This window comes from Zhaonella formicivorans (assembly GCF_004353525.1).
Taxonomy (GTDB): domain Bacteria; phylum Bacillota; class DUOV01; order DUOV01; family Zhaonellaceae; genus Zhaonella; species Zhaonella formicivorans.
In genome coordinates, this window is sequence record NZ_CP085524.1 from 1,308,941 (window position 1) to 1,334,379 (window position 25,439).

A 25,439-nucleotide genomic window follows, 5' to 3' on the forward strand; every position below is an offset into this window, starting at 1 on the left:
AACATAACCACTGGAAGAATAACCTTTACTTCCACCCAATGCACGCGGAAAAACCCAGGCAGAGAAACCTTGCGCCTCTCTTACACTGGGTGCGTTTACCTATGGACCTATAGTTTCCACTGTTTGTTCTTCCCTGAACCTGACTTTGACTTTAGTCCCTTGTGGCACCAGAGTGGCTGGTATCGGCTCTTGTTCCACCGCTACGCCGCTGCCTACCGGGATCATTTCCAGTCCCAAAGCTTCCAAAAGCCTTGCTGCTTCGGAGATCCTCAGGCCTGTAACGTCAGGAACTTTTAATTGTTCATTATCTCCCTGCCGCTCACCCGCATAGAGAATAGCTTTTGTCCCTGGTTTTACTTTTGCGCCGCTTTTGGGAGTTTGTTTGACAACGTACGGTCCCTCGCCCTGGACCGCCGGCGTTAATCCGGCAGCCTTTGCCACTTTTTCAGCTTGAATAACAGGTAAACCTACCAAATCAGGAACTGTTGAAAGTCTACCCTCTTCTTGTTTCGCACCATGCTCAGCTTGTGCATTATATTGGGGGGTAACGCCCAGGTAGCGCAGGGTATCTTCCACCACCCGTTTAAACACAGGTGCCGCAACCTGTCCGCCATAATATACGCCTTGAGGCTCGTCAACCACAACCAAAGCAACCACCTGCGGGTCATTTACAGGGGCAAGGCCGATAAACGAGGCTACGTACTTGCCCTGCATGTACCCTCCGGGGCCTGGTTTTTGGGCAGTCCCTGTTTTGCCGCCTACCCTGAAGCCGGGAATATAGGCGTTTCTGCCGGTGCCTTCACTGACGACTCCTTCTAAAATTTCAGCCAATTTTTTTGCTGTCTGTTCGGAAAGAACCTGCTTTTCTACAACCGGTTCAATGGCCTCCACCAAATTGCCGTCCTTATCCCTGATTTCTTTTACCAGCTGGGGTTGCATCAACTTTCCACCGTTAGCCACTGCCGAGACAGCCCTTACTAACTGCAAAGGAGTTACTGCTATGGACTGACCCATGGCAATAGTAGCCACGTTGATTAATTTAAGTTTTTCTTCAGGGATCATGATCCCTTTGGCTTCCCCTCTGAGCTGAATACCGGTTTTTTGACCGAAACCAAAAGCTTTTACATAATCGTAGAACAGTCCTTTTTCCTTTTCTTCCAACCGTAGGCCCAACTCCACAAATACCGGGTTACAGGAATTCTGCACGCCTTCCACAAAGCTCTGGCTCCCGTGGGGTTTATACGACCTCCAGCATTTAATGGTCTCTTTGCCTACTTTAATATAGCCCGGATCATAAAAGCGGTCTTCCGGCTTAACAACCGCCTCTTCCATAGCTGCAGCAGCCGTAATTATTTTAAAAGTTGAACCGGGTTCGTAGGCATTGGACGTGGCTATATTGCGCCAATTCTGCTGCGGGAACTCCTTATAGTTGTTTGGATTATAGGTAGGCCTACTGCCTAAAGCCAGTATACCCCCTGTTTTTGGATCCATGACGATAATGGTAGCGCTTTTAGCCTGTTTTTCCGCCATAACCCGGTCCAGTTCCCGTTCCACGATATACTGGATGGTCTCATCAATAGTTAGCACGAGGTTGTGACCATCCACCGGAGGGATGTATTTATGTACTGCTTCAGGAATTGCTCGCCCGGTGGCGTCAAATTCAATAACTATTTTGCCTCTCTTGCCCCGCAGTTCCTCGTCGTAAGTTACTTCCAAACCCTCCAGGCCTTGGTTGTCTATCCCGGCAAAACCCAAAATATGGGCGGCCAGGGTGCCGTTTGGATAATAGCGCTGGCTTTCTTCATAGACTTCAATACCCGGAAGTTCCAGTTGCTTTATTTTCGGACCGGCTTCGAAACCGATTTTGCGTTTCACCCAGACAAAAGAACTGTTTTTGGTAATCAACTGGTATACTTTATCTTGAGGCATGTCTAAAATACTAGCCAATTGCGCCGCAATCTTTTCCGCTGTTCCAGGGTTTTTAGCATCAGCATGTTTGACTTCTGCCGGAAATGCGCCTACAGAGTCGGTACTGATGCTGACTGCCAGTTCCTTGCCGTTGCGATCATATATTACACCCCTTTTCGCTTCCACAGGAACCTGCCGAAGACGGTTAACCACAGCTTTTTCCTGCAGTTCTTCTCCGCGCACAAACTGCAGCCAGCCAAGGCGTAAAATAAGCAAAAAAAGAATACCGGCTATTATTAAAAAGAGCCCGGCTATTCTTTTCCTAACTACTAGGTTTGTATTCATTATTTTCCCCCTAAGCCAAAGCCCGCGCTGTCAATACCTGCTGCTGCACTTCAAGCTATAGCTCTGAAGCTTCTACCATCCCCACAAAAAAAGAAGAAATCCTTTTGGCAATGAGCGCTAAAATACCCGGTCTCGGTTCGCTTACCCGGACAGCCGTTTGCTGATCGTCAGCTTTGGCAGCCACCCGAACAGGTTCTTGTACAGGTACAAACTCCATATCCTCAACCGTAGGTTCAGTCATACCCAGATCGTTTACAGCTATCTTTTCAATCCTATCCAATGACTTCAGCTGATCTATTTCTAATTTTAGCCTTTCATTAGCAGTTTGCAAAGACTGAATTTCCTTTTTCAACTTAGTTATTTGGTATCCTTTCTGGGTAAATAACGCTACCCGGGAGGTGAGAGCCAAGCCGGTTACAAAAGCACAAATAATAAGGAGCATTATTCCCATTTTAGCTTTAACCGGGATTTGCCTATTTTTGGGGGTTTGAGGCAGAGCAATCACGGGCTCATAAGTATATTCGTATTTCTTTGGAACTACTAACAAAATATTCAACCTCCCCAACAGTTAGAACCAAGCTGTTATCTTTTGACAGCAGCCCGTAATTTAGCGCTACGGGCTCTGGGATTTACCTTCAGTTCCAAAGGTGATGCCACCACTGGTTTTTTGGTCAAAATGTCGATAACTGGCTCTTTACCACAAACGCAAACCGGAAACCCAGGAGGACATGTACAGCCTCTCGCTAATTTGCGAAAAATCTCTTTGACAATGCGGTCTTCCAGGGAATGAAAAGTGATAATAGCTATCCTGCCGCCGGGATGCAAAAAATGAACGGCTTGCTCTATAGTATTTTTTAACACCTCCAGTTCCTGATTGACTGCAATCCGGAGAGCTTGGAAAGTCCTTTTGGCAGGATGGGGACCCTCTCTCCTAGCCCCTGCCGGAATCGCAGCTTTAATGACTTCAACCAGTTGGCCGGTAGTTTCTATTGGCGCCTGCTTTCTTTTTTGGATTATAAACTGTGCAATCCTTTTAGCCCAGCGCTCTTCCCCATATTCCCAGATAACCCGGGCTAATTCTTCTTCGGATAAGCAGTTGACCAGCTCTTTGGCACTGGTGTTACGAGACCTGTCCATCCGCATATCCAAAGGTGCATCATGCATATAACTGAAGCCTCTTTCACCCGCATCAAGCTGGTAGGAAGAAACTCCCAAATCGAATAACACTCCGTCTATTCCCCGGACATCATGTGCGGCTAAAATCCTTGCTAATTGGCTGTAATTAGCATGTACGGCCTTAAATTTGCTGCCGTAAACCGCCAAGCGTTGACTGGTTGCGTTGATGGCGTCCTTATCCTGATCTATGCCGATCAAGAGACCTTTTGCCTCAAGTTTTTTCAGGATTGCCTCACTATGCCCTCCTCCGCCTAAAGTGCAGTCTACATAAATTCCGTCGGGTTTGACAGCTAATAGCTCAAGAGTTTCTTTTAAAAGTACAGGAACATGATGAAATTCCATTTAGACACCTTCCCGGGTTAGAGCTCAAGATCAAAATCAGCTAATTTTTCGGCGATAGTTTCGTAATCTTCTTTGGCATCCTGACAGTATTTTTCCCAAACTTCCTTACTCCAAACTTCAACCCGTGAAGAAACGCCAATGACCACCACATCTTTATCCAGGCTGGCATGTTCCCGCAGAATCTGGGGAACCAGGACTCTACCCTGTTTGTCCAGTTCGCACTCTGTAGCGCCGGAAAAGAAAAAGCGGACAAAAGCCCTGGCATCAGCTTTCGTAAAAGGTAAAGCTTTTAACTTCTGCTCCAACCTTTCCCACTCGCCCATGGGGTATATAAACAAGCAGTTATCCAACCCTTTGGTCATCACAAATTTATCACCTAATCCTTCCCGGAATTTAGCTGGAATGATCAGGCGTCCTTTGTCATCTATGGAGTGTTGATATTCCCCCATGAACATGGACTTGCACCCCACTTAGCGGGATAACCCCTCCACTTTCAACCACTTTAAACCACTTACGCCTATTTATTTCGCGGGAAGTGGGGAAATTCCTGCTAATTCCTGGCAGTCTACCAACTTTTTTTAAAAATTTTTACAGGTGTAAGAGCTTTTGATTTATTCATCTTCTGGGTACACTACCGGCAAGGAGTTGATTAGATGTTGTCGACAGGATTTTTTAGTGTTGTGCTCTGGACAGTATGGGGGACACTCGCTCTTATCCTGGCAGGAGGGTTATTCCTTTGGCTGGTAAAAAAACCGGCGGAAAAGCCTACCCTTGCTGCCCGCATGGGTGAAACAGAAGCGGAAATTTTGGAAGAGGTGGAGGAATAAAAAGCAAGCTGCAGAAAAATGCAGCTTGCTTTCAAAAGCGGGGAAATATATCGCTACAGGTCCTCAAATTCATTTAACTTCGCGCCGCTGGTATTCAGGACAAAATCGGAACGAGCAGCTTTGCCCAGCGGAGTGTGCCGGCCTTTTTGCCTCATGTTATCGCCTGTATAAGCGATCCCCGTCACTAATGAAGAACTTTTGCGGTTGAGAAGAGTCTCACGCCGGTTGAGCATTAATCGCACCTCCTAAGAGTTAGGGTTTACAAAGTTGCTCTTCTTTATCCCACAACCTATGGAACAATTTCCAAATCTATTTGCGCAGTCTCCGCCAAATATACCAGACGGAGAGCGCCAGCACTGCGCCAATCAGGTACTCCGTTCCCTTTTGAGCCAGTTGCCAAATGCCTAAGCTGGCTATAGTTACAATTATACCCGCGCCCAATACCCCAGCGGCAATAGCCGGAAACGCATACCAGAAACGAATGCCAAAAAGGAAAGCCAAGAGTGCTCCAGTCCAGGCTCCGGTCCCCGGGGCGGGAACCCCGACAAAGATTGCTAAGCCGATAGCCCCATACTTTTCTATTTTTTCTGAATGCCTTCTGGTACGGGCGAAAAGCTTGGCAAAAATCCTTGCAAAAAAAGGTATTTGGGTAAGCAGCTTTACCACAGGCTCCAAAAGAAGCAACAAAGGGATTACGGGCAACATATTTCCTAGCACAGCATATAAAAGATTTTCCCCGGGGGAAACCCCCCAGGCCAGTCCTAAAGGAATGGCAGCACGCAGTTCAGTTACGGGTATGGCAGCTAAAAAGAATACCCGCCAGTTGACAGGGACCGCGGAAAAAAGCGCAATTAAACGTTCTGTCAATTAGGTAAACCTCCTTAAGACCTGCAATAATGATCTGGTCATCACCCTTACGCCGTATTGCAGCGCTTGTTCGTCAATATTAAACCGGGCATGATGCCAGGGATAGTTGTCTCCCCCCGCGCTTCCAGAACCGAGCATTACAAAAATACCAGGCACTGTTTGAGCAAAATAGGCAAAATCCTCTCCTCCCATGGAGGGTTTAGCCAAATTCACTACATTCGTGCTGCCCAGTTCCTGGCTAGCAGCTTCCCGGACGATTCCTACCAGTTCTTCGTCATTAACAGTGGGCGGGTACCCCCAAGTATAGTCCAATTGATAAGCGGCGCCGCTCATGGCAGTCACACCGTCTAAAATTTGCCTCAGCAGCTTGGGCATGTTTTTTCTAACCTCAGGGTTTAAAGTCCTGACAGTGCCCAAGAGTTCCACTTCCGAGGCAATTACATTGCACTTGGTTCCCCCATGAATGGAACCCACAGTCACCACTACAGGCTCCAGGGGATCGATTTTGCGGCTGGCAATAGTCTGTAAGGCCATTATTGCCTGGGCTGCCGTTACTACAGCATCCACAGTTTGGTGGGGTGCAGCTCCGTGCCCGCTTTGCCCTTGAATCATAATCCGAATGTTGTCGGCAGCGGCCATTACGGTCCCTGTCTTAATGCCCACTGTCCCTGTCGGCAGCCCTGGAAAAACATGTAACCCTAATACAGCCTTGACATCGGGATTTTGCAGCACACCCTCCTCAATCATTGCCTTGGCACCGCCGGGAGGGCATTCCTCAGCAGGTTGAAAAATAAATTTAACTGCCCCTTGCCACAAATTGCGGTTAGCCGCCAGCAAAGAGGCAACGCCCAAAGTTATGGCCATATGGGCATCATGCCCACAGGCATGCATCACCCCGGGAGTCCGGGACGCGTATTCTACCCCTGTTTCTTCCAAAACCGGCAAAGCATCCATATCCGCCCTGAGCGCCACGCAAGGGCCGGTGGCGCCGCCTTTGATGACGCCGGCCACACCGGTTTTGGCATACCTGTAGACTTCCGCCCCCAGTTCTTCCAAAATGCCAGATATTTTTTTGCCTGTCTCGTGTTCTGCAAATCCCAACTCGGGATGACGATGAAAATGCCTGCGCCAGTTTACCAGCTGTTGAAAAAGGGCTTTCGTTCCTTGTAGGACCCAGGCATAGTCTTCTTGCTTCATTTTTTCCACCCCATAGCTTTGCAGTTGTCGTAATACTCTAGCCTTCTTAACCTTGCTGCATGTCACAGTAGAGCTCATACTCTTCCAGCTCGGTAATTGTCGGATGCTCACCGCAAACAGGACAATCCGGGTTACGTTCCACTTCTACTTCCCGGAATTTTGTTTCCAGAGCATCAAACAGCAGCAGTTTTCCTGCCATATTTTGTCCTACACCCAGCAACAGCTTAATAGCTTCCGTAGCCTGCAGCATACCCATAACCCCCGGCACCACTCCTATGACACCTGCTTCCTGGCAGCTGGGCACCGTACCCGGAGGAGGCGGAGCCGGAAAAACGCAGCGGTAGCAAGGTCCCTGGCCCGGGAGAATAGTCATGAGCATCCCATCCCAGCGCAAGATCCCTGCCTCGATCATGGGTTTTCCTGTAAACACGCAGGCATCATTTAGCAGAAACCTGGCCGGGAAATTGTCTACTGCGTCGATGATTAAATCATAATCCTTTATTAAATCCAGCACATTGTTTTTAGTAAGGCGCAGTTCGTGAGCAATGACGTTTACCTCGGGGTTGAGCGCGTTTAAAGTACGCTTAGCCGATTCAACTTTGGCCATACCAACCCTATCGGTCGTATGCACTACTTGACGCTGCAGGTTGGACAAATCGACGGCATCATTGTCCACCAGACCGATTGTACCGACACCCGCGGCTGTCAAATAAAGACTAACCGGTGAGCCCAGCCCACCGGCGCCCACTATCAATACTTTGGATTCTAAAAGCTTTTTCTGCCCTTTGCCACCCACTTCTTTGAGCAAAATGTGCCGGCTATAGCGTCTAATCTGCTCTTCGTTCAGGCCCAATTTTCTCCCTCCTTCGCATGCTTAATTCCATGCTAATCAACACTCTTGGCTTTGTCAATTTAAATAGCAGCTTTTCATCGGAAAAGGAAAGAAGCCCATATCGGGCTCCCATTAAACCACTACTTCTCTTCTTTTTTGGCAAAGCTGTCTTTCGCTTCGCATTCCGGGCATTTTTTCGGCTTACATCTTGTTTCCTTTTCAAATCCGCAGTTGCCGCATTTCCATACTGCCATCCCTACACCCCCTGGTTAAACTCAAATTTTTTATTCGCCTGCACTCTCAATTAATTTCTTAAGCCTTTCGGCCGTGGCAGCATCAGGTTTGGTCTCTAAGGCAGCTTGCCACTGGGCAATAGCACCCTTTTTATCATTGCGCACATTGTACAAGAAAATACCGTAATTCATTCTGGCGTTTAAAAACTTGGGATCTTGTTCAATTGCCTTTTTATAATGTTCTTCCGCCAGGTCATATTGGGCGCTGTAAAATGCTGCCGTGGCCAGATCCACTCTGATGTTAATATTCTGCGGCTGCTGTTCCAATGCCTTTTGGTAGCTCTTTACCGCTGCCTTAAAAAACTTTGCCCCTTCTTCATAGTTTTGCACATCAAAATATTGGACACCCAAGTCGTATTGATTATTTGCCAGGGCAACGAGAAGATTAACATTATTAGGATTAGTTTTTACAGCTTGTTCATATTGCCTGATATTGGCCCGTAAGCTTTGCAACTGGCTATTACCCCCGGAAGCCCCGGTTGCCTGAAAATCGTCAGCAGATGGCGCTTGCCAGACCATAAAGGAACCAACCAACCCAACAGACAGTACGATGACCAGGATAATTAGAGGAATTTTTGCTGCCCGCTTATGTTTTCTTATCGCTTTCAGCATCATCTTCAGATCTTCCTTTCATGATCCCTTGTCATCGATCATAGTATAGGCCACTTTGCTTGTCAACTAAATACCAGCTGACAAAAAGAAAGATGCTGTTTTACTAATCCTCTCTTTGTTCCTCACTATACTTTTTATGCCTTGGATTTTCTACATTTATGCCTAACCAATTCAAGAAATCCAACCAAGTATCTATGTTGGTCTTTTGGGTTAATTCCATGGCTGTTAAAAACGGCTCCTCCCTGTTAAAAATTTTACTATGTTAAGTAGTATTATAGCAAAAAAATAGTTAATGTCCATCAATTTTTTATTAATTAATGTATATTTTTTTCGCTCTCTAGCTTAATTAGCTTATAGATCCAAAGGGTTAGAAACAGCGAGCATCTCTTTGCTAAAAAATGCTTCGCCGTATTTAACCCCGATCAAAGAGCCAAAATACCTGTTCCTAGCTTCCAGCACCTCTAAAAAGCTGCCCGTATTCAAACCGGTCGTACGCAACCGGTTCTCGTCAAATTGGGAATGGTGGGCCTGTATTGCCCGCAATTTAAGCTCAAAGTAGGGAGAAATATCAACTACAAAGCTAGGCTTGGCATGATAATGGTTTAAATAATAATAAAACAGACGCTTGGGCCGGTAAGGTTTTAATTCAGGATAAAATTTCCACAATCCGGCGCTAAAAAAAGCTTCGGCTACAAGCCTGCTGCAATTGACATGGTCAGGATGCCTGTCCTGCCAAAAAGGCGCCACAATCACTTTAGGCCTGCCCTGTCTTATAACTTTCACTACCTCCTGCAAGTTAACCTCGTTGATTTGAACATTTCGGTCCGGGATTCCCAGGTTTACCCGCCAGGTCACGCCTAGAATTTCTGCCGCTCGGGCAGCCTCCTCTGCCCGCTCTTCTACAGTGCCGGTGCTGGCCATTTCTCCTCTGGTCAAATCAACTATACCAACCCGCATCTTTCTTTTTAGGGTAGATGCAATGAGTCCGCCACACCCAATTTCCACATCGTCCGGATGAGCTCCAAAAGCAATTAAATCAACTTGTTCGATCATCAAGTTCAACTCCCTAAAAAAACAAATTTATGGCTAAAATCCCCTAACGAATTATGCTGCTCCAGCAAGCCCGCGATAACTCCCGCTCCATACTTAAAAAGATAGGGAAACACATTGAAAACTGTTTCTTGTAAACGGTTATACGGATACAGGTTGCGCGCAATGTACTCCAGATCCTTTCGTAAGTCTTGATTCTCTCTGCTGTACCTTTGCCAAACCTTATCTTCCAGATATTTTAGCTGGTCCATAATCCGTTCTAAATTTTCGCTTTGTAACCCCTGCAAATCATTGTATTTTTCTAGAAATTCCCGGCTAAAGTGGTTTATTTCCCCTGCAATCCGCTCCCGGAAAAGGCTGAATTTCTCTTTGATTCCTAACTTATCCCGGGCAATTAAAATTTTCGTCATTCTCCCCGTCAAGCCTTGCCAAACCTCCGCCAAATCGGTCACTTGGTACCGGTTTAGCATTACTTCCACCTGCGGTTCGACCAAAGTAAAGCTGGCTCTGGGATAAAGTATGGGCATTTCTCCGCCGAAGGCAGCAAAAACATTCTTGAGTTGGGCCCAGTAATTGATTTCGCCGGGACCTGCTACGTAAACTGCTGTGGGGAGAAGACAGTCCTGTAAAACCGGCCTTAGGATTACATCGGGACTTAAGGTTTCCGGATTAAACCGGATCAACTGTTCTATTTCTTCCCTGCTGTATAAACTTTGCCCCGCCCTGAACCCCCCTTCCCAAGCTAAGAGAGGTTCCCGGTTACCTTGCCTGTAAAGGAAAAGGTGAGTGTGGCTGGACGATTTTAAAACAGCAGGGGTGCAACCGAGCTTTTCAATCAACAGGTTAGACTTCTCCACTCCCTGGTGAAATTCATCTTGAATTTGCAAAGCTTTTTGGTAGAAAGGCGCTGCCATCCGGCGCAACCCGGGCAGCATCGGATTAAAATAGACTAAACCGTATTGACTGAATAAACTTAACAGCAAACGACCGAACCAGTCTGCCAAAGTGCTGCTCGCAGCAAGCTTGTCCAGCAGCAGTCCCGCATATGCTTGCTTAAAAGCCGCATCAATAGTTTGGGACTTGAGTTGTTGCACTAGCCGAAAGCAATGCTCTCCCGTTGAAACTAAGCCAGCGGCAGGGGTACCTGCCGGCTTGTAAGCAAGGGTCAACCGCTGAATTTTGCCTTCCCTGTTGAGACAAAAGATGTGATTGACCTCCTGATAATCGTGGTCCTCCCCGGCGCTCCAAAAGACCGGTACAGCGCGGATATTGTATTTGCTGCGCAAAACCTGGCACAAAAAAACAGCAGTTAACGTTTTGTAAATGGTGAGCAGCGGCCCGGTAAAAATACCTACCTGCTGTCCGGTAACTACAGCCACTGCGTCTTCCTGGGCCAACTCGGCGATACTCCTTAGTGTCTTGCTGTCAGCACCAAGGCGCCGGTTATCTTCGTCCAATATTGCGGCTAATTTAGAGCGGTCACCTGTCCACTTTTCCTGCAGAAAACGCACTCTTTTTTCTATGGGGAACTCTGCAGGATTATAGGTAAAAAGTTCTTGGACACGGTTAAAGTCCTGAACGTACAACCGGTAAATGTCCTTTACCGCAGGAAAAGCAACTGGTCGACTCCACATTCTCCCATCCCTTTCACTTGTCAGTAAACATCTTAAACACCGAAAACCGCCTCAAAAATAACTGTAATGTTTACGTCCTTTCGCTCCCACTGTCTGAATCAAGAGCACCAACTTCAAGCCGATAGCTGATGGCTGATAGCTGACGGCAGATAGCTAAACAACTACAGGAATTTCCCCCAACAAAGTCATTCCCTTTGGATCTACAGCGCATTTATAAGCATAGGCTTCCACACCGCTTTTTAATGCCAAACGCAGAGCGCGTCCAAATTCCGGATCAGTTGCATCGTTAGGCGAAAAATGCTGTGCGTCCCGGCGCTGTACTACAAAAATTATTATACATCTAAACTCATTTTCCCTGGCAGCAATAAGCTCCAGAAGGTGCTTCCTGCCCCGCTCCGTGGGTGCATCGGGGAAGCGAGCCCGGCCCCTTTCCACAAGCGTAACGGATTTTACCTCAATTAAGCAAGGTGGTTTCCCTGGCAGAAAAAAATCAAACCTGCTGGCCCCATAAGTATATTCCGGCTTTATTTCCCCGTAACCTGAAAGCCGGTGTAAATATTTCATTTCCAAAGCCCGCCGCACAATTGCATTGGAAAGGCGGGAGTCTATAGCCACCAGAGAGTTTTCATAATTAACCATAGCAAGCTCATAGGAAGTTTTTCTGCCTGCTGCCTTTTTTTCAATAAGCCATACTTTGGCCCCCGGAACCAGCAGTTCCAACATTCGCCCCGAGTTTGGCACGTGGGCCAGGGCCTCTTTGAAACCGACACTTACTTTGGCTAGAAAGCGGTTCAGCCTGACCAAAAATACCCCTTTAACCATTTTTTCTACGGGAAATGAGATTCTAATCATTATTGCTCCTTACTGAAAATAGTCTACAAAAAAAACGCCCCTTCTTGAGAAGCGCTTACCAATAACCCCACTGGGACCTTTGATGCCGCTGGTAACAAGTTTTACAAAGGGATTTGCTGCCCCAAATTTCATACACCTGCAGCAGCTTTTGCTTACGGTACGGTTTGCCGCACTGCTGACAACAAGCTATTTCCGTAATTTTTTCCATGGTTTGCTCCCATCCTGTTTGTTTTGTTTTTATTATCTTATCCCTTATGCCGTGAATTATGTGACAGGGAGAACCCAGGGTAGGAAAAATAACTGGGAGACTTACCAATAGCTCCCGCAGGCAGCTAAAAAGTTTCGTGTTACCTGCAAGAAGCCTGCTACGGGCTTCTTCAGTTTTTGGTTTGGCATTCATCGCATAAGCCGTAAAATTCTAAACGGTGATGTGTTACTTTTAAACCCATTTGGCTTGCAACTTCATCATTTAATTTGGTTTGTACAGGCAAATCGACGTCGAGCACTTTTCCACATGCCTCGCAGACAAAATGGTAATGGGCTGCCGGATTGCCATCATAACGGCTGTAGGAACTCCCATAATTCAGTTCACTGATTTCTCCCAATTCTTTTAATACATGCAAATTGCGGTATACTGTCCCCAAACTAATATCAGGTAAGGTTTTGCGCGCTTTTTCATAGATCCAGTCAGCTGTAGGATGAGTATCAGTATTCTTTAGTACATCCAGAATAACTTTTTTCTGTTTAGTCATGCGACTTCCCAGCTTCATCCTCATCACCCTTAATAATAATTACTATTTACCATAGTTTATAATTTAGGACAGTATATGTCAAGTTAATTTTAATTCAGCATAGGGTTGTAACCTCCTACACTAAACCAACTTTCTACCGATTCTGCCAGGATTTTTTGAATATCGCCCAGCATCCTGGTAAAACGGTATTCAGCCAGCAAAAATTCATTGATAGCAGGGTTGAGGGATAGAATTTGATAAATCTGTTCCAACTGCACCAGCAACTCTTCATCAACTTCCTGTCCCAAAAGCTGGGCCATTTGTACCTCCCATTGCTTGCGCCGGTACTCTTCCAGTATGGAAAGATTAGTTTTGTCCTTTTCCATTTTTTCTTTAGCTTTAAGATATTCTTTATATTCCTCTGAAGCCGCCAACTCGCGGGCCAGATCGTGGGCCTTATTGTATACTGACATTACCATCCCCCCAATTGCTTTAAACGCTTAGCTGATTGTTATTCTACCCGGGCAAGTCAAAATCCTGCTACACCGCATAATAGCTTTTCCAGGGGGCAAGCTAAAAATGATCCTAAAACTAGCGATATGGAGGTAAGGATTTTGCAAAAAGGTGAAATTCCCTGGATCTATAACGAAGCTTTTGAACCCCATCATTTTTCATTCACTGCCGACGAAAGCCAACCCATGGACATGGACAAGGAAGAAGCGGCATCTCCTGAAGCTGAAGATTATCGGGGTTTTACTTTCGAAGTATTTTAAACAAAGGGCCTCTACCTCGAAAAAGGTGGAAGCCCCTCTTTTGAAATCCGGTCCTTTTGCAAAATTTGCTGCAGCAAGTTTTTCCCGCCGTCCTGCATTACATCAAAAACCGGAACCCCAATGTTTTCCCGCATACTTTGGAGCAGAAGCTGTTTATCAACGTAAGCCGGTTCATAGTCGTTGGCCTCGTAGCGATAACGAGGATAAAAAGGGTTAACGGTTATTGCCAGCAATTCTACTTGCTGCTTCAACAGCACCTTGATGCCATGCTTTTGAAGAGTCCTTATATACTGGTAACTTTGGGTTACATTGCCCGAAATAAGAATCTTGATAGGGTCCGCAAAAACCAAAGCAGGTTTACTGTCCTGCTCCAACAGGAATTTAACCAACTCGGGCCAGCACTTTTCCCCCACCACACCGGGAATATATACAAAGGCCGTTTTGGGCTGCCAATGGAGATAAAGTTCCTGAATATCCTGCTTATCAATTAAAAAAGCTACCGGGCTTTCTATGATTTTTCCCCTGGCAGTCACAAAGGTAACGCTATTGTAACCCTGCAAAGAGCGGCCCTGGTAAGAACCCAAGCTACAAACGCCGCTAATGGCGCCGGTTTCTTCAACGAGCCTTCCTATGTCCGGTTGCCTGGCAGCACCGGTAGCCAGGATAAAGCCATCTGTTTCCACCATGGGGGCCATCCTGTTTAAGGCGCCATCTACCAGAATTAACCGGGCCTCCAATTCTTGCAATTTAGCAATAACAGTGCGCAGTTGACTGCTTTTGTTTGGTCCCGCTATTAAAACCTGGCCTTGTTCCTTTACCCTGGCGTACACAATTCTGCCCAAAGGAGTTAACATATTTGTAGTTTCAATGATTTCCAATCTGGCTGTACTGACCTTTAAGCAGCGCTCAGCCGTAGCAACCAATTGTCCCGGCAACAGGGTTAAGCGCGGTTTTGGCAATCCGGTTACGTTATCTATCCGTTCCCCGTCATACCCGATGCTTGTTAGACCAAACATCATGTCTTTTTTATTCAGTTCGTCAATAATGCTGGAAGTGGTTGTTGTCTTACCTGTGTTTTTTGCCGTACCTGCGATACCAATAGCCATAGAATGCATACTTTTCCACCCCCATTCGCATGTATAAAGTGAAGCCTTCAGCCACCAGCCATCAGCTAGCAGCTATGTAGAAAATAGCATTAACGTTTATGTCCTGTCGCTCCCAGTGTCTGAATCAAGAGCACACTGCTCGTGCGTCATAGGTCAGGGGACACACCCACCAGACCGTAGGGCTGAGTCGTTAGTCGTTAGCCCTTAGTTCCTGGTATTACCTTGGGAATTGGGTTGTAACTAACAACCAGCAACCAACAAACTAACAACTACTCCAAGTCAAAACTCAATAAGTTGAAGAATGTCCCCAACACTAATTCTCTTTACAGAGACTCTATGGGTCGTCAAAGCTACCAACACAATGGGTTAAATTATTCGTTCTTCTGGTGGTACTGCGATAGCAGCCTGAGTGTCTGCTAGCCCTAGGACAATGCTGGTATAATTTTCAGCTGACGGCTGAAGGCTGATAGCTGTTGGCTTCCCTAAAGATATGGTCCCGTGTAACTAAATGGTTGTGACTGTCCCTCTGCCTGCTCTGCCGGGATAGGCCCCTTCCTCCCTGCTGCCCAGTAAACCGGCGTATATTGCCTGCACAAAATCTCCTGTCTGCAACACTTCTTGCAGTACCTTTTCAATGCCTGCCACTATATCCTGGCTCCACTCTTCTGCTTTTTTCGTAGGCGCAATCCCGGCCTGGCCAAAGAACCTGAAGCCCTCCATAGTTGCCCGCAAGGTGTCGATTTTAGAGGGCACGGAAATGGGTCCTCCTGAGTATGCTTCATCGGAAGAAGCAATTGAGATGGCATCTACTTCCAGAGCAGAAGCCAGGCAGGCATGCAGCGCCGTAGTCATGGAAGACTGCACCCTGTCTTCAGAGTGGGTAAGAAAACCAATAGGTGCACCCGGCCAAATAGGAGCATCTACAATGGAACGAAGCGCAAAAATCTTGGCTGCGTTAAAGTCTATGTAGTTATCCTCCATCTGGCCGCTGATCATTACTTCCGGTGAATAGCAGAATAAAGGCTGCAAAATAGGCTTAGCCCCTAAACGCACCGCCAGATCGGCAACGATCAGCATTCCGGCAAATGCTTTATAAGCAGGAACACCGCACAGTTCTTCATTGGTTACCACGTCAAAGGGCATGTTATACTTAATAGCATACTTCATGGAATGGTAAGCATCAACTAAAAGCCGCTCCGGATCAGTCCCAGCGCCCAAAGCTCCATAGCAAAAATTGATTTTTGTTAAGTCCGCTCCAATTTTACCTGCTAAAACTACTGTTTCAGGGGTATTCAGCCCCCGGTGGGCCCTGACCTGCCATAAGGTGCTTTCCTGCAAAGCACCGTGAATCCTGTTTAAGTTGGCTGGGGTAATTACAGTCCCATCCTCCTGATGAGTCAGGAAACCGTCTAAAAACCCTTCCGTCCTTGCTCCCCAAGAGGGATCAAAGTGAACCACGCCGTCCGCTCCCCAAGCCTCACTTACCTGTACATGGCCGATATCAAGGTATGGACACCCTGTGCCATACTGATTGAAAACAATAGGCTTCTTGCGGGTATGCTGTAATTTTTGAACGGACATCCTGGCTTTCACATCTTCCAGGTACCTTTCTAACCCTTTAACCTCTTCGGGTGTAAAGCGACGGGTTTTGGGATGCAGTTCTCCCGTCTCGTAGTACTTTCTAGGTATTTCGCCGCACAGTTTGGGATATTCAGCCATAAACTCTTTATTCTCCTGGCGGTTTAGCCAGCGGTTAATATCCCACAGTTCATCCCGCACCTTAGCCCTTTCAACACCGGGAGAGGTTTTATTCTCCACCCAGGCCAGGATCATTTTGGAAATTACTTCCAAAAGGCTGCCAATATTGCTGTGCCTATACTGATAACTATAGCCGGCAGTCATATCCTGCTTTGTTTTCTTAACCTGTACTCCTTCAGTGGATAGTTCCCTGCCTTCCACAAAGGCAACAGCCTGCTCCACAGTAGTGCCTGGCCCGAAACCGGCATCAAAACCAAGTTCTGCTGCCAGTTCAGGTCGGATAGCCATGCCGCCGATTCCTAATGTCACCTTTTCCCTGACCCCGGCAGCATCTGCTAAATCAACAAATTTTGCCAATACCTCGGCTACGCCGTATCCCAAAGTACGGCTTAAAAGGACAGTATCCACTTTTTTATCTACTATTTCCCGGACTATTTCCTCTGGAGGCAAATCGGGCGGTAATAAAATTGTCTCATGCTGTGCCTCATCTAAACCCCTCTTAATCATTTTCAAACCAATATCGTGAACAGGATCCAAAGGGGCAAGCAAAACTCTTTTACCCATGGTTAACCTCCTTTACGTGATCATCAACACCCAGCCAGCCGTATTTATCTCCGGAGCGGTGGACATAAGCTCTGGCTCTAACCCTGACCCCGGGCCCTTCGTGCTGAATAAAAACTACATCAACGTCCTGAAATCCTAATTCCTGCATTAAGCTTAAAATCAGGTTTTTGCCCTCCTCGGCATTGCTGCAGACCAAGAAAGTTTCAAGATCCAGCGCATCCATTACTCGATCAAGAGTTTTTGATGGCATCTACAAACCTCCTCTAAGAAAATTTTAAAAAAGTTAATTCTAACCGCTCACATTTTGCTCAGTCCTGAATAAGGTATACACTAACCAAACCCTGAAAGGATGTGACTGACATGGAGGCTAGACTTCAGCCGAACTTCAGCCGCTTATGTAATGATTTTCTGGAACAAGACAAATGCCCGTGTATACTGGCCGAGCTAAAACGCTGCCCTGTTTGCAGCCACCTGCAAGGCGGCGAACTGTGTAATTGTGACTGGGTTGGAACATGCGTTTATACCCATTACCGATTTAGTGAAGTTGCTCCTTTACCCGCTAACCCGGACCGTAAAAAAGCCAATATAATTAAAGCTTTCCCCTTGAGCCCTGGAGGCATGCTTATTTACGCACAAATCTCGCAGCAAATGCTTTTAGCCCTTAATGAATTCAGTCTTATCCAGCTGAGGCACATCAAACCTCCCGCTGTTTTACGTGTTCCGGCAGCAGTTTTGGAAGTATTTGATGAGCAAAGTATGATTGAATTGGCAGTTTTCACTAACGACCTCCAATGTCAGCATCTCTTGCAAACGCTACCGGAAATAACAGTGGAAATTTTAAGGGACCAAATAGTCTTCGGCCTGGTACCTCTGTCGACTGTCAAGAACTCCAAGATACTTGTAATAGCTTCGGGTTACGGTTGCCTTTTGACTCCCAGCATAATCAGAATGCTTCAGAGCGCGGGGAATGAAGTTACTACGGCTTTATGTGCTTCCCATCCGGTAATTCAGGAAAGAGTCAAAGCATTAAGGAGCCAGATTTTACCTTTTGACTCCAAACATTTGCCTATTAAAGAACTGCTCAGCCAAAAATACAGTTTCATCTGCACCCTCGCTCAGGATACATTAAACAAAAAATTGACCAATTCCCTTAAAGACCTACACCTCAATATACCAATAGCCCTTTTAAACAATGATTTGTTTCTGAATAGCTAAGATGCAAAAGTGGGGCAGTATCACCTACTGCCCCGTTTTTTGCAAACTAATTAATACCTGCTTTGATAAAGCAGTTTCCTACATGATGATGATGGCTACTATGGTAGTTGCCGCTAATCCCAGTACAACTGGCAGGAAGTTTCGGCGAGCCAGTTCGAAAGGCTCAACCCCACAAATAGCTGCCACGGGAATTAAGCCCCACGGTACCACAGTACCGCCTCCAACCCAAATTGTAGATATTTGACCCAAAGCTGCCAAGACGCCAACATCAACGTTGGCAGCAGTTCCAAATGTTCTTGCCAGCGAACCGACCAGTGGTAACCCGGAAAAACCAGAACCATCCAAGCCCGTTATTACTCCAATAATTAGCTGTATGAACGCTATCGGAATCCTCGTCAGAGGAACAACGGCTGAAAGGGCATTGCCCAAATCACCCAATAACCCTTGCTCAGTCAAAGTGAATCGGGTTTCTCCCACTATCCTGGGCAGGATTTCCCCAGAACCTAAAAAGAAAAATCCCCCAATCACAACTACTGGCGCAAAGATCTTGATGCCAAACATAAAACCGTCACGGATGTAGTCAGTAATTTTTTCCAATGAGTCTACTCCATACTGGCATATAGCCGCTACGGCCATGATGATAGCCGCCGTTCCGCCTACCAGGGCTGTTGCATCGCCACCTTTAAGATCAAATACAACCAAAGCCACAATTACGCTCAGAAAAGCTAAAGGGACTAACCACGCTATGAGGTAAGAGGTAAAGGTAAATTGTCGTTCAACTGCTTTTGCCTCTTGTTCCGCAAAACGACGTCTTTCTTCTTCATGGACTTCTTTTTCTTTGCGTAAAATACCTTGCAGCACCCAAAAGGAAGCAATAGTTGTGACAAGTGTCATGGTTATAAATAAGGGCACGCTGGCGCTGATTACACCGCTTGCACCTATGCCAGCGGCCTTCCCGCTGATTCCCGGAGCTCCTTGGATGATATAGTCGCTGGAAAGGGCAACCCCATGGCCAAAGATGTTCATTGCCATGGCGGCACCAATGCTCGGTAAACCTGCTCTGACAGCTACCGGAAGCATAATAGCCCCTATTAAAGCAACTGCTGGCGTAGGCCAGACAAACCAAGCCACCACAGCCATACCAATACCCAATAGCCAGAAGGCTAGAGTGGGGCTTTTCATCAGTCTGGCAGCAGGTTGCATAACCAGATAGTCAGCACCAACGTCCGCCATTGCTTTAGACATAGCCACAACTATGGAAATTACTACAATTATCTCCCAAAAAACACCTCCCGCTGCTACAAGGGCATTGTAGACTGTTTGCACAGCCCCAATCAAACTGCCTTTAGCTACAAACCCAAAAATAACCAGACCTGCTATGCACGGTAAAAGCGTATCTCGCCGCATGACCATTACTGCTAGTACAACCAGTACAGTAACTACATAGATCCAATGAAGCGCATTTAATTCTACGGGCATTGCTACGTCTCCTTCCAAGTTCAGCAGCGACTAACTAGATAACGCTCTTGGCAAAGATGTCTGTCATACCTGCTTTTTGTACTCTTTGTTTAATAGCCTCTACATCAGTTGTATATAATCCCAATTCCTGCATGCGCGCAAAATAAACAGAACCTGAGAAAGTGAATTTCTTGCTGAGACCTTCCTCGGTTTTCATCCGCTCGTTTACATGGGCGATAGCATCACCCACAGCCAGCTCAGTCGGAATTTCAACCAGTTCTTTGTTGTTAGCCCATCTGACTGCGTTATGTCCTGCTAATGTTCCGGTACAAATGGCTTCAGTGTGGCCAACCAAGAGACCTGCCTTTTCACCGCCGCAGAACAGATTTTCAGCACCGATTACTTTCAGTGTATTATCCCGAGGTGATAAAGCCAGATAACGCATGGAGTTACCAATGCCACCGGAATAGGGATCTTCAAAACGAGCATTTTCAAAGCCTGGTATTTGCCGCAATTGGTCTAAAGGATAGTATGGAGTCATTAATTTTGCGTGACCGGTATCCAGCAAGATCACGTTTTCAGCAAATTCTTTCAACGCATACTGCTGACAAGCTTTCTTGGTCAGGGCCTCATCGCCTTTTTGTAATTCTTTCGGAATAGGAATTACTGCAACACCGGTTTTATTCAATTTTTCCTGGATTTCTTCGCTCAGTGAATCTTTATGCAGTTTGCAGGAGCCGCTCATAGCGCCGTATGATCCGTCAGCTTTCTTGCCCATGAACTCTTGCACACCCAGCTTAGCGGCTATGCTGAAACGCGGACCGAAGGTCGGGCAGCGGTAGATGCACATAGCGCACCCATTGCCATACTTGGTGCAGTTTCCTTGTGGACCGGCGGTACCGGTTGTTTCCACAAAAACATCACCTTCGAAACGTTCATCGTTATCAGTCAATACGGCTACAACCTTGTTGCCGTTGTTTTCAATTCCTTTTACCCTGGACATTAATCTTACGTCAACGCCCAAATCGATCAAGTGCCTTCTGACAGCCGGCTCAATACGAGCCACATCATACAAGGATGCATGTTTGTGACCAGGGAATTCAATATTGCGATGTCTGGACTCCCGGTCGGAAATCTGGAATAAATCCCCGCCGCCCATGGCAATCATTTCTTCGGTTGCGGTGAAACGCCCGTTATTGCGCATAATTCCACCGACCAAACCAGTACCTAAGAGCATATCGGTACGCTCCAGAAGCACAACTTCAGCCCCTGCTTTGCGGGCAGCCACTGCAGCGGCAGAACCGGCCCAGCCGCCGCCTACGACTACTACTTTAGTCATTTTTTTTCCTCCTTTGTTAATAAAATACGTCACTGGCAATAATTGATCATTTTCATGGGAATGAGACACCCAGCGGCATGTCCCCTCTGCACAACCCGCATTTAGTCAAGAAGTCCGGCATACTTGCAGGTAATTTCAATTAAACGGAACAAAGCCTTAATTCCATAGCGAGTAACATCTTCAATCAACATACCGTTTTCATCAGTTGTACCAAGGTCAGGTGAAATGTAGATGTTACCGTCATAAGCCACAGTCGGGATAACACCAAACTGGTTCATGCCGGACTGGAAGATGTTGGTGCCTGCATACATATCTTCGATGGAGAAGATGGGTACACCCATTTGCCCATTCTTCCAGGTACCTTCGTAGTTGATCTCAACAGCCCTGGAGTTGTACGACTTGTTAATGATAAAGCCGTCTTTCAGGTGCTGCGGTATGTTAAGGTTCTGGAATTCTTCAGTGATAATCCTGTATAAGTCATCAACAGGCTTGGTTAATACTTCCGGATGGTCTCTCAAGACTTTCAGGGCCTGAATTTGGGAAAGCAGAGCTTCTTTACCCGGGTCAAAGGTTACATAAGCAGCTTTACCGTAGGAAGCGGTAGTGCCGTAACGGTCGCCGTGGACGCCCAGTGCCCTGCGAATTTGTACCATAACGTCTTCTTTACCGATAATCAGACCGCTGGTAGCTGCGCCTGATGTTTTATCCATACTATAGATAACTACGTCAGCACCGCTCTTTCTTGGGTCATGACCTACAAACGGAAGTCCCCAAGCGTTATCCACTACGTAAGGCAAATCATAGGAGTGGGCCAAATCAGCCATTAATTTGTTTAAGAGCGGTGTGCCGTCTTCATCTTTTACACCATAACCATACCCGGGAGTTTCGTAACCCAAGGAAGTGAATCCTGTCAGCATGGGTTCATGGATCTCTGCATACATGGCCATTTTCTCGATGGATGCTTCCGGATCCACTTCAGTTAATAGAGGCACCGGCCAATATTTGATACCATGACAGTCATACTTGGCTCCTTCCAAGGGAACAATCACGGTATCAGTGTTATTTTGACGTTTGCCGTAGAAACCTAACTCACCCGGTGTTGTTCCACGGTCAGCAAATATATCCTTAAATTTGGGCGGGAACGGGCGGCCGTAACCTCCATGGTGGTGCAAGTGTTTTTCCCAAGGAATAATGTATCTTGCTCTGTAGTTATCGCCCCTGCCTAAGTTAGGCGGTGTAAACAGGGTGTCAAAAGTTACCCACAGACCGGCTTCACATGTTGAAGTAGCCATAGCATCATACTCGTCGCCGTATACGTCTTTAACAATCTCTCTGATTTCATCAACAAGTTTTGCTAAGGGGATAACTTCCCTGGCACCACGCTCGGAAGCCTCTAAAATATCTTTACGCAGCGGAGCCGGGCAGCCGGATATTCCTCCGGTCAAACCGAATTTACCCCTGATATCTGTTGGAATGCCAATTTCATCTGCGGCTTTCTTTGCTTCAGCATAGATGTTGCCAATATTTGCCTGCAGTTGTTTATACATCTGAAATTTATATTTTGGTTTTGCCATTGTAATAAAACCTCCTTACTTTACTTTAACAATCATTTCCACTTCAACGGCAGCATCGATGGGCAGCTCGCTGACACCTACCGCTGAACGGGCATGCTGTCCTGCTTCACCAAAAATTTTGCCAAGCAGTTCAGAAGCGCCGTTGATTACTTTCGGCTGACCGCTGAACCCGGCCGCACTATTTACAAAACCTGTCACCTTAACTATTTTTTCCACTTTATCCAAGCTGCCAACTAAGCTCTTCACTACGCTTAAACAGTTGATAGCGCATATTTTTGCAGCTTCATACCCTTGTTCCTCGGATACTTCTGCGCCTACTTTGCCTTTATACTTCAGTTCACCATTGACAAAAGGAATTTGTCCCGAAGTATACACATAACCATCAATTAAAACGCCAGGCACGTAGGCAGCAACAGGTTTAGGAGCTTCCGGAATTTCCAGGCCAAGCTCTTTTACTTTTGCTTCATAAGACATTTCTACCCCCCCTTTCAGGCTTATTTTTTATTTATGTAGATAGGTGCAAGGTTCTCTGCTTATTATGCGTTACTCCAATGTTATTATTCGCTTGGTTTAACGCAGATTACCTCATCGCCTAACTGCAAACCTTGTTCCACACCGGTTTCCCTGTTGGAATTTTTCACGATTATGTTCAGGTGATTTGGCATATGGGTTTCATCGAAACCGGCAATGACCCCTACGCTCTTACCCCCTATAGTCAGCTGGTCACCGGCTACCATTACCCCTCCCTGTGTCACTTCAAAAAAACCTAGATAAGCTATCTTGTTCACGGTTTTGCCGGGACCTGCCTCCATCTCGTCGGTAAGGATAAGCTCGTGAATCTCGTGTCGGCACAGCGCCCGGGAGATAGGAGTCATCAGCTGCAGGCTCCTGCCTTCCAGTTTGCCATCCAACACCACCACCAGCTTGCCTTTAATTGGAGTTTTCGCTGCGTAAGGGTTGGCTTTAAACATCCCTGCTTTATACGGATCAACGGTTGACATGGTAGTCACCTCCTTTGAAGTAGATTCACCAATAGCTTTTGCCGGAACTACCGCAATTATGATTGTCAGCATTATGTACTCATCATTGGTGAGGAGCAATAGGTTAGAAAAATGGTGTTTCCATTAATGATGTTCAGCCAACATTTACTCATCATTGGTGAGTAACAAGAAGCAAGAAAACTTACTTCTTGTTAAGCCTCTCCCAATACCTTTCTACATCGCAAATTAAGCTTTCGATGTGATTAACCATGGCCCGGTAAGCTGCATCGGGCTTGTGTTTCTGCACCGCTTCCAGAATCTCCCGGTGATCTTGGACCATGGTACCCCGCAGCTGGTGCCGAATATATTCCAGTACCGGGGAGAACTGGCCTTCCTGTTTGATCAGTTCAACTACGGCAATCAGTATTTTGTTGCGGCCTGCTTTAGCCAACAGGTGGTGAAACTCGCTGTCCTGCTCCACCCCCGATTGGCCCGAATTAACAAGCTGCTCTTGCCGTTCCAAAACTTCTAACATGTGCCTGACTTCCGTGGGCGTAGCATGAAGGGCAGCCAGGCGGGCAATTTCCCCTTCCACAGCCCGCCTAGCCACCAGGATATCAATTAAGTCCTGTTTGCGGTGGGTATTAAAGCTTTTAAGCAATTCGGAGCCGTAGAACACCCTTTGGCGTTCCCTTTCCAGGTTTTCATAGCGTGCTGACCCTGCAGCAGTAAGTGTACGGCCTTGAAAGCCAACACGCTTTGTATAGCCTCTTGTATCCAACTCCCTGAGCAGCCTGCCGACGGTTGCTTCACTCAGTTCCATCCCCGCCAAACGTAGGGCTTCTTTTAACACACCTGACCCAAGAGGCTGCTCAGTTTTATGCAGTTCTCCAAGTATAATACGCTCTTGTTCCTCTTTTTCAGATAGCATATCAGACCTCTTTTACCAAACAGGATTTATAGTACACTTTTAATTAATGAATAACTTTCGTAAGCACAAGCACGATAAACACGGCGTAAAAAGCACCGCCAACCATTAGAATATTAGGTGTCAAATATTTCTTTACGCGTATTTGCCAGTAAACCAAGAGTGCTGAGGCCAGAGCCAAAACTGCGCTTAACGTGGCGCCAAGGGTGAGATTCCAAGGGGTTAAAGCTATTCCCAACGCAGGAATCACCGAACTTTGAAAAACCATTGCGCCGGTTATATTTCCCAGCGCGAGAGTGTCCTTGCCTTTGCCAATCCAGATAATGCTGTTGAATTTCTCCGGCAGTTCTGTAGCAACCGGAGCGATAATCAAAGCCAAAACAAAAGTTGGAATCCCTAAAAACTTGGACAAGTGCTCCACTGAGTCAACGAAAATATTGGCACCGAAAACTATCAACCCTAAAGCAATTGCAATCTGCAGCAAAATTATGCCTAAGCTAGGAGACTTACTTTTTTTCGCTAAGAACAATGGGCTAAGTTCGTGGTCCTCACCGATAGTTTCTTCTTCATTAAGAGTCTGGTAAACATATACGCCATATGCAATTACCAAACCGGCGGCTACGATCAGCTTCAAATTATGATTTCCCAAAAACGCTGCCAGGATGGCCACCGTATACACTATCAGGAAAAAGCCTAAATCCCTGGTCATTACCGAAGTATCAACATGCATTTTGGGAAATTCAGGTCTTTTTCTTTTATTGGCTACTACCGCTATCCCGGTTATAAACATTGCTAAAGTTGATAGCATAAATGGCGCACCCAGGATCGCTCCCACTCCAATATGGGCTCCTTCAGCCTCGCCACCAAAAATGATAGCGATCACAGGAATCATTGTTTCGGGCAACGCCGTACCTACGGCAGCCAAAATGCTGCCAACAGCACCCTCCGACAAATTCAATTTCTTGCCCAACCATTCCACTCCATTGGTAAACACCTCAGCGCCAAAAAGAATTATAACCAAACTTATTACTAACAAAATTAGTTCCCAGAGTTGCTCCAACTTCTTCACCTCATTTAA

The 25,439-nt window shown here is 46.5% G+C and carries 28 protein-coding genes; 3 read left to right on the forward strand and 25 right to left on the reverse strand.

Annotated elements, in window-relative coordinates; translation table 11 throughout:
- Positions 1-99 precede the first annotated feature (99 nt).
- From EYS13_RS06540 to mraZ, 4 genes are read right to left on the reverse strand one after another with little or no spacing between them, the layout of a single operon-like run.
- Complete coding sequence (locus tag EYS13_RS06540; protein ID WP_227767114.1) at positions 100-2,253, reverse strand: stage V sporulation protein D; 2,154 nt, start codon at positions 2,251-2,253, stop codon at positions 100-102.
- A 55-nt stretch (positions 2,254-2,308) separates the two neighbouring features.
- Positions 2,309-2,800, reverse strand: a complete 492-nt coding sequence (locus EYS13_RS06545; protein WP_227767116.1) for a cell division protein FtsL — start codon at positions 2,798-2,800, stop codon at positions 2,309-2,311.
- A gap of 35 nt (positions 2,801-2,835) precedes the next feature.
- A complete protein-coding gene (rsmH, locus tag EYS13_RS06550) occupies positions 2,836-3,771 on the reverse strand; it encodes a 16S rRNA (cytosine(1402)-N(4))-methyltransferase RsmH (protein ID WP_227767118.1) in 936 nt (311 codons plus the stop codon).
- Positions 3,772-3,788: 17 nt separating this feature from the next.
- Positions 3,789-4,226 carry a division/cell wall cluster transcriptional repressor MraZ gene (mraZ, locus tag EYS13_RS06555; protein ID WP_227767120.1) on the reverse strand — a complete coding sequence of 146 codons (438 nt, stop codon included), beginning with the start codon at positions 4,224-4,226 and terminating at the stop codon, positions 3,789-3,791.
- 198 nt (positions 4,227-4,424) lie between these two features.
- On the opposite strand from mraZ, the gene EYS13_RS06560 reads away from it, so the two are divergent.
- The gene (locus tag EYS13_RS06560; protein ID WP_227767122.1) at positions 4,425-4,598 is read left to right on the forward strand and encodes a hypothetical protein; all 174 of its coding nucleotides are present in this window, start codon (positions 4,425-4,427) and stop codon (positions 4,596-4,598) included.
- Between the two features lie 53 nt (positions 4,599-4,651).
- Here the strand turns inward: EYS13_RS06560 and EYS13_RS06565 are convergent, their stop codons facing one another.
- The 11 genes from EYS13_RS06565 to EYS13_RS06610 form a co-directional block, all read right to left on the reverse strand.
- Positions 4,652-4,831: a hypothetical protein gene (locus EYS13_RS06565; RefSeq protein WP_227767123.1), complete on the reverse strand. Its 180-nt coding sequence runs from the start codon at positions 4,829-4,831 to the stop codon at positions 4,652-4,654.
- A gap of 76 nt (positions 4,832-4,907) precedes the next feature.
- Positions 4,908-5,465, reverse strand: coding sequence for a COG2426 family protein (locus EYS13_RS06570; protein ID WP_227767126.1), 558 nt, complete (start codon positions 5,463-5,465; stop codon positions 4,908-4,910).
- A complete protein-coding gene (locus EYS13_RS06575; protein ID WP_227767128.1) occupies positions 5,466-6,662 on the reverse strand; it encodes a M20 metallopeptidase family protein in 1,197 nt (398 codons plus the stop codon). It abuts the gene before it with no gap.
- Positions 6,663-6,708: 46 nt separating this feature from the next.
- Positions 6,709-7,515, reverse strand: a complete 807-nt coding sequence (moeB, locus tag EYS13_RS06580) for a molybdopterin-synthase adenylyltransferase MoeB (protein ID WP_227767130.1) — start codon at positions 7,513-7,515, stop codon at positions 6,709-6,711.
- A 119-nt stretch (positions 7,516-7,634) separates the two neighbouring features.
- A complete protein-coding gene (locus tag EYS13_RS16410) occupies positions 7,635-7,748 on the reverse strand; it encodes an RCKP-type rubredoxin-like domain-containing protein (RefSeq protein WP_340641276.1) in 114 nt (37 codons plus the stop codon).
- Positions 7,749-7,778: 30 nt separating this feature from the next.
- Positions 7,779-8,402, reverse strand: a complete 624-nt coding sequence (locus EYS13_RS06585; RefSeq protein WP_227767132.1) for a tetratricopeptide repeat protein — start codon at positions 8,400-8,402, stop codon at positions 7,779-7,781.
- A gap of 348 nt (positions 8,403-8,750) precedes the next feature.
- Positions 8,751-9,452 carry a bacillithiol biosynthesis deacetylase BshB1 gene (bshB1, locus tag EYS13_RS06590; protein ID WP_227767134.1) on the reverse strand — a complete coding sequence of 234 codons (702 nt, stop codon included), beginning with the start codon at positions 9,450-9,452 and terminating at the stop codon, positions 8,751-8,753.
- Between the two features lie 5 nt (positions 9,453-9,457).
- Entirely contained in the window at positions 9,458-11,083 is a 1,626-nt protein-coding gene (gene bshC / locus EYS13_RS06595) for a bacillithiol biosynthesis cysteine-adding enzyme BshC (protein WP_227767136.1), read from the reverse strand.
- Between the two features lie 153 nt (positions 11,084-11,236).
- Positions 11,237-11,935 (reverse strand): DNA/RNA nuclease SfsA, encoded by a 699-nt coding sequence (gene sfsA, locus EYS13_RS06600; protein WP_227767138.1) that lies wholly within the window; start codon positions 11,933-11,935, stop codon positions 11,237-11,239.
- Positions 11,936-12,312: 377 nt separating this feature from the next.
- Positions 12,313-12,687: a Fur family transcriptional regulator gene (locus EYS13_RS06605; protein ID WP_265332426.1), complete on the reverse strand. Its 375-nt coding sequence runs from the start codon at positions 12,685-12,687 to the stop codon at positions 12,313-12,315.
- An 89-nt stretch (positions 12,688-12,776) separates the two neighbouring features.
- Positions 12,777-13,139, reverse strand: a complete 363-nt coding sequence (locus EYS13_RS06610) for a YlbF/YmcA family competence regulator (RefSeq protein WP_227767143.1) — start codon at positions 13,137-13,139, stop codon at positions 12,777-12,779.
- 141 nt (positions 13,140-13,280) lie between these two features.
- On the opposite strand from EYS13_RS06610, the gene EYS13_RS06615 reads away from it, so the two are divergent.
- Positions 13,281-13,439, forward strand: coding sequence for a hypothetical protein (locus EYS13_RS06615; protein ID WP_227767146.1), 159 nt, complete (start codon positions 13,281-13,283; stop codon positions 13,437-13,439).
- Positions 13,440-13,450: 11 nt separating this feature from the next.
- Here EYS13_RS06615 and kamB read toward each other — a convergent pair whose 3' ends face one another.
- From kamB to EYS13_RS06630, 3 genes are all read right to left on the reverse strand, one after another.
- Entirely contained in the window at positions 13,451-14,554 is a 1,104-nt protein-coding gene (kamB, locus tag EYS13_RS06620) for a lysine 5,6-aminomutase reactivase subunit KamB (protein WP_227767147.1), read from the reverse strand.
- Positions 14,555-15,049: 495 nt separating this feature from the next.
- A complete protein-coding gene (locus EYS13_RS06625; RefSeq protein WP_227767149.1) occupies positions 15,050-16,867 on the reverse strand; it encodes a cobalamin B12-binding domain-containing protein in 1,818 nt (605 codons plus the stop codon).
- Positions 16,860-17,117: a hypothetical protein gene (locus EYS13_RS06630; RefSeq protein WP_227767151.1), complete on the reverse strand. Its 258-nt coding sequence runs from the start codon at positions 17,115-17,117 to the stop codon at positions 16,860-16,862. Before EYS13_RS06630 ends, EYS13_RS06625 begins: the two co-directional genes overlap by 8 nt.
- Before the next feature lie 110 nt (positions 17,118-17,227).
- On the opposite strand from EYS13_RS06630, the gene EYS13_RS06635 reads away from it, so the two are divergent.
- Positions 17,228-18,082: a hypothetical protein gene (locus EYS13_RS06635; RefSeq protein ID WP_227767152.1), complete on the forward strand. Its 855-nt coding sequence runs from the start codon at positions 17,228-17,230 to the stop codon at positions 18,080-18,082.
- Between the two features lie 78 nt (positions 18,083-18,160).
- Here EYS13_RS06635 and EYS13_RS06640 read toward each other — a convergent pair whose 3' ends face one another.
- From EYS13_RS06640 to EYS13_RS06670, 7 genes are all read right to left on the reverse strand, one after another.
- Complete coding sequence (locus tag EYS13_RS06640) at positions 18,161-19,561, reverse strand: hypothetical protein (protein ID WP_227767154.1); 1,401 nt, start codon at positions 19,559-19,561, stop codon at positions 18,161-18,163.
- Between the two features lie 34 nt (positions 19,562-19,595).
- A complete protein-coding gene (locus EYS13_RS06645; RefSeq protein WP_227767156.1) occupies positions 19,596-20,879 on the reverse strand; it encodes an FAD-dependent oxidoreductase in 1,284 nt (427 codons plus the stop codon).
- A gap of 101 nt (positions 20,880-20,980) precedes the next feature.
- Complete coding sequence (locus EYS13_RS06650) at positions 20,981-22,453, reverse strand: hypothetical protein (protein ID WP_227767158.1); 1,473 nt, start codon at positions 22,451-22,453, stop codon at positions 20,981-20,983.
- Positions 22,454-22,468: 15 nt separating this feature from the next.
- The gene (locus tag EYS13_RS06655; RefSeq protein WP_227767161.1) at positions 22,469-22,927 is read right to left on the reverse strand and encodes a RidA family protein; all 459 of its coding nucleotides are present in this window, start codon (positions 22,925-22,927) and stop codon (positions 22,469-22,471) included.
- Positions 22,928-23,010: 83 nt separating this feature from the next.
- Positions 23,011-23,526 carry a DUF6917 domain-containing protein gene (locus tag EYS13_RS06660; protein WP_227767162.1) on the reverse strand — a complete coding sequence of 172 codons (516 nt, stop codon included), beginning with the start codon at positions 23,524-23,526 and terminating at the stop codon, positions 23,011-23,013.
- Positions 23,527-23,635: 109 nt separating this feature from the next.
- Complete coding sequence (locus EYS13_RS06665) at positions 23,636-24,364, reverse strand: FCD domain-containing protein (protein ID WP_227767163.1); 729 nt, start codon at positions 24,362-24,364, stop codon at positions 23,636-23,638.
- 43 nt (positions 24,365-24,407) lie between these two features.
- Positions 24,408-25,421: a sodium:calcium antiporter gene (locus tag EYS13_RS06670; protein ID WP_227767165.1), complete on the reverse strand. Its 1,014-nt coding sequence runs from the start codon at positions 25,419-25,421 to the stop codon at positions 24,408-24,410.
- Positions 25,422-25,439 lie beyond the last annotated feature (18 nt).

Coding starts and splice junctions, on each gene's coding strand:
- EYS13_RS06540 (WP_227767114.1), bottom strand. CDS start 2,253: ATGAATACAAACCTAGTAGTTAGGAAAAGAATAGCCGGGCTCTTTTTA.
- rsmH (WP_227767118.1), bottom strand. CDS start 3,771: ATGGAATTTCATCATGTTCCTGTACTTTTAAAAGAAACTCTTGAGCTA.
- mraZ (WP_227767120.1), bottom strand. CDS start 4,226: ATGTTCATGGGGGAATATCAACACTCCATAGATGACAAAGGACGCCTG.
- EYS13_RS06560 (WP_227767122.1), top strand. CDS start 4,425: ATGTTGTCGACAGGATTTTTTAGTGTTGTGCTCTGGACAGTATGGGGG.
- EYS13_RS06565 (WP_227767123.1), bottom strand. CDS start 4,831: ATGCTCAACCGGCGTGAGACTCTTCTCAACCGCAAAAGTTCTTCATTA.
- EYS13_RS06575 (WP_227767128.1), bottom strand. CDS start 6,662: ATGAAGCAAGAAGACTATGCCTGGGTCCTACAAGGAACGAAAGCCCTT.
- EYS13_RS16410 (WP_340641276.1), bottom strand. CDS start 7,748: ATGGCAGTATGGAAATGCGGCAACTGCGGATTTGAAAAGGAAACAAGA.
- EYS13_RS06585 (WP_227767132.1), bottom strand. CDS start 8,402: ATGATGCTGAAAGCGATAAGAAAACATAAGCGGGCAGCAAAAATTCCT.
- bshB1 (WP_227767134.1), bottom strand. CDS start 9,452: ATGATCGAACAAGTTGATTTAATTGCTTTTGGAGCTCATCCGGACGAT.
- bshC (WP_227767136.1), bottom strand. CDS start 11,083: ATGTGGAGTCGACCAGTTGCTTTTCCTGCGGTAAAGGACATTTACCGG.
- sfsA (WP_227767138.1), bottom strand. CDS start 11,935: ATGATTAGAATCTCATTTCCCGTAGAAAAAATGGTTAAAGGGGTATTT.
- EYS13_RS06605 (WP_265332426.1), bottom strand. CDS start 12,687: ATGACTAAACAGAAAAAAGTTATTCTGGATGTACTAAAGAATACTGAT.
- EYS13_RS06610 (WP_227767143.1), bottom strand. CDS start 13,139: ATGTCAGTATACAATAAGGCCCACGATCTGGCCCGCGAGTTGGCGGCT.
- kamB (WP_227767147.1), bottom strand. CDS start 14,554: ATGCATTCTATGGCTATTGGTATCGCAGGTACGGCAAAAAACACAGGT.
- EYS13_RS06625 (WP_227767149.1), bottom strand. CDS start 16,867: ATGGGTAAAAGAGTTTTGCTTGCCCCTTTGGATCCTGTTCACGATATT.
- EYS13_RS06630 (WP_227767151.1), bottom strand. CDS start 17,117: ATGCCATCAAAAACTCTTGATCGAGTAATGGATGCGCTGGATCTTGAA.
- EYS13_RS06635 (WP_227767152.1), top strand. CDS start 17,228: ATGGAGGCTAGACTTCAGCCGAACTTCAGCCGCTTATGTAATGATTTT.
- EYS13_RS06640 (WP_227767154.1), bottom strand. CDS start 19,561: ATGCCCGTAGAATTAAATGCGCTTCATTGGATCTATGTAGTTACTGTA.
- EYS13_RS06645 (WP_227767156.1), bottom strand. CDS start 20,879: ATGACTAAAGTAGTAGTCGTAGGCGGCGGCTGGGCCGGTTCTGCCGCT.
- EYS13_RS06650 (WP_227767158.1), bottom strand. CDS start 22,453: ATGGCAAAACCAAAATATAAATTTCAGATGTATAAACAACTGCAGGCA.
- EYS13_RS06655 (WP_227767161.1), bottom strand. CDS start 22,927: ATGTCTTATGAAGCAAAAGTAAAAGAGCTTGGCCTGGAAATTCCGGAA.
- EYS13_RS06660 (WP_227767162.1), bottom strand. CDS start 23,526: ATGCTGACAATCATAATTGCGGTAGTTCCGGCAAAAGCTATTGGTGAA.
- EYS13_RS06665 (WP_227767163.1), bottom strand. CDS start 24,364: ATGCTATCTGAAAAAGAGGAACAAGAGCGTATTATACTTGGAGAACTG.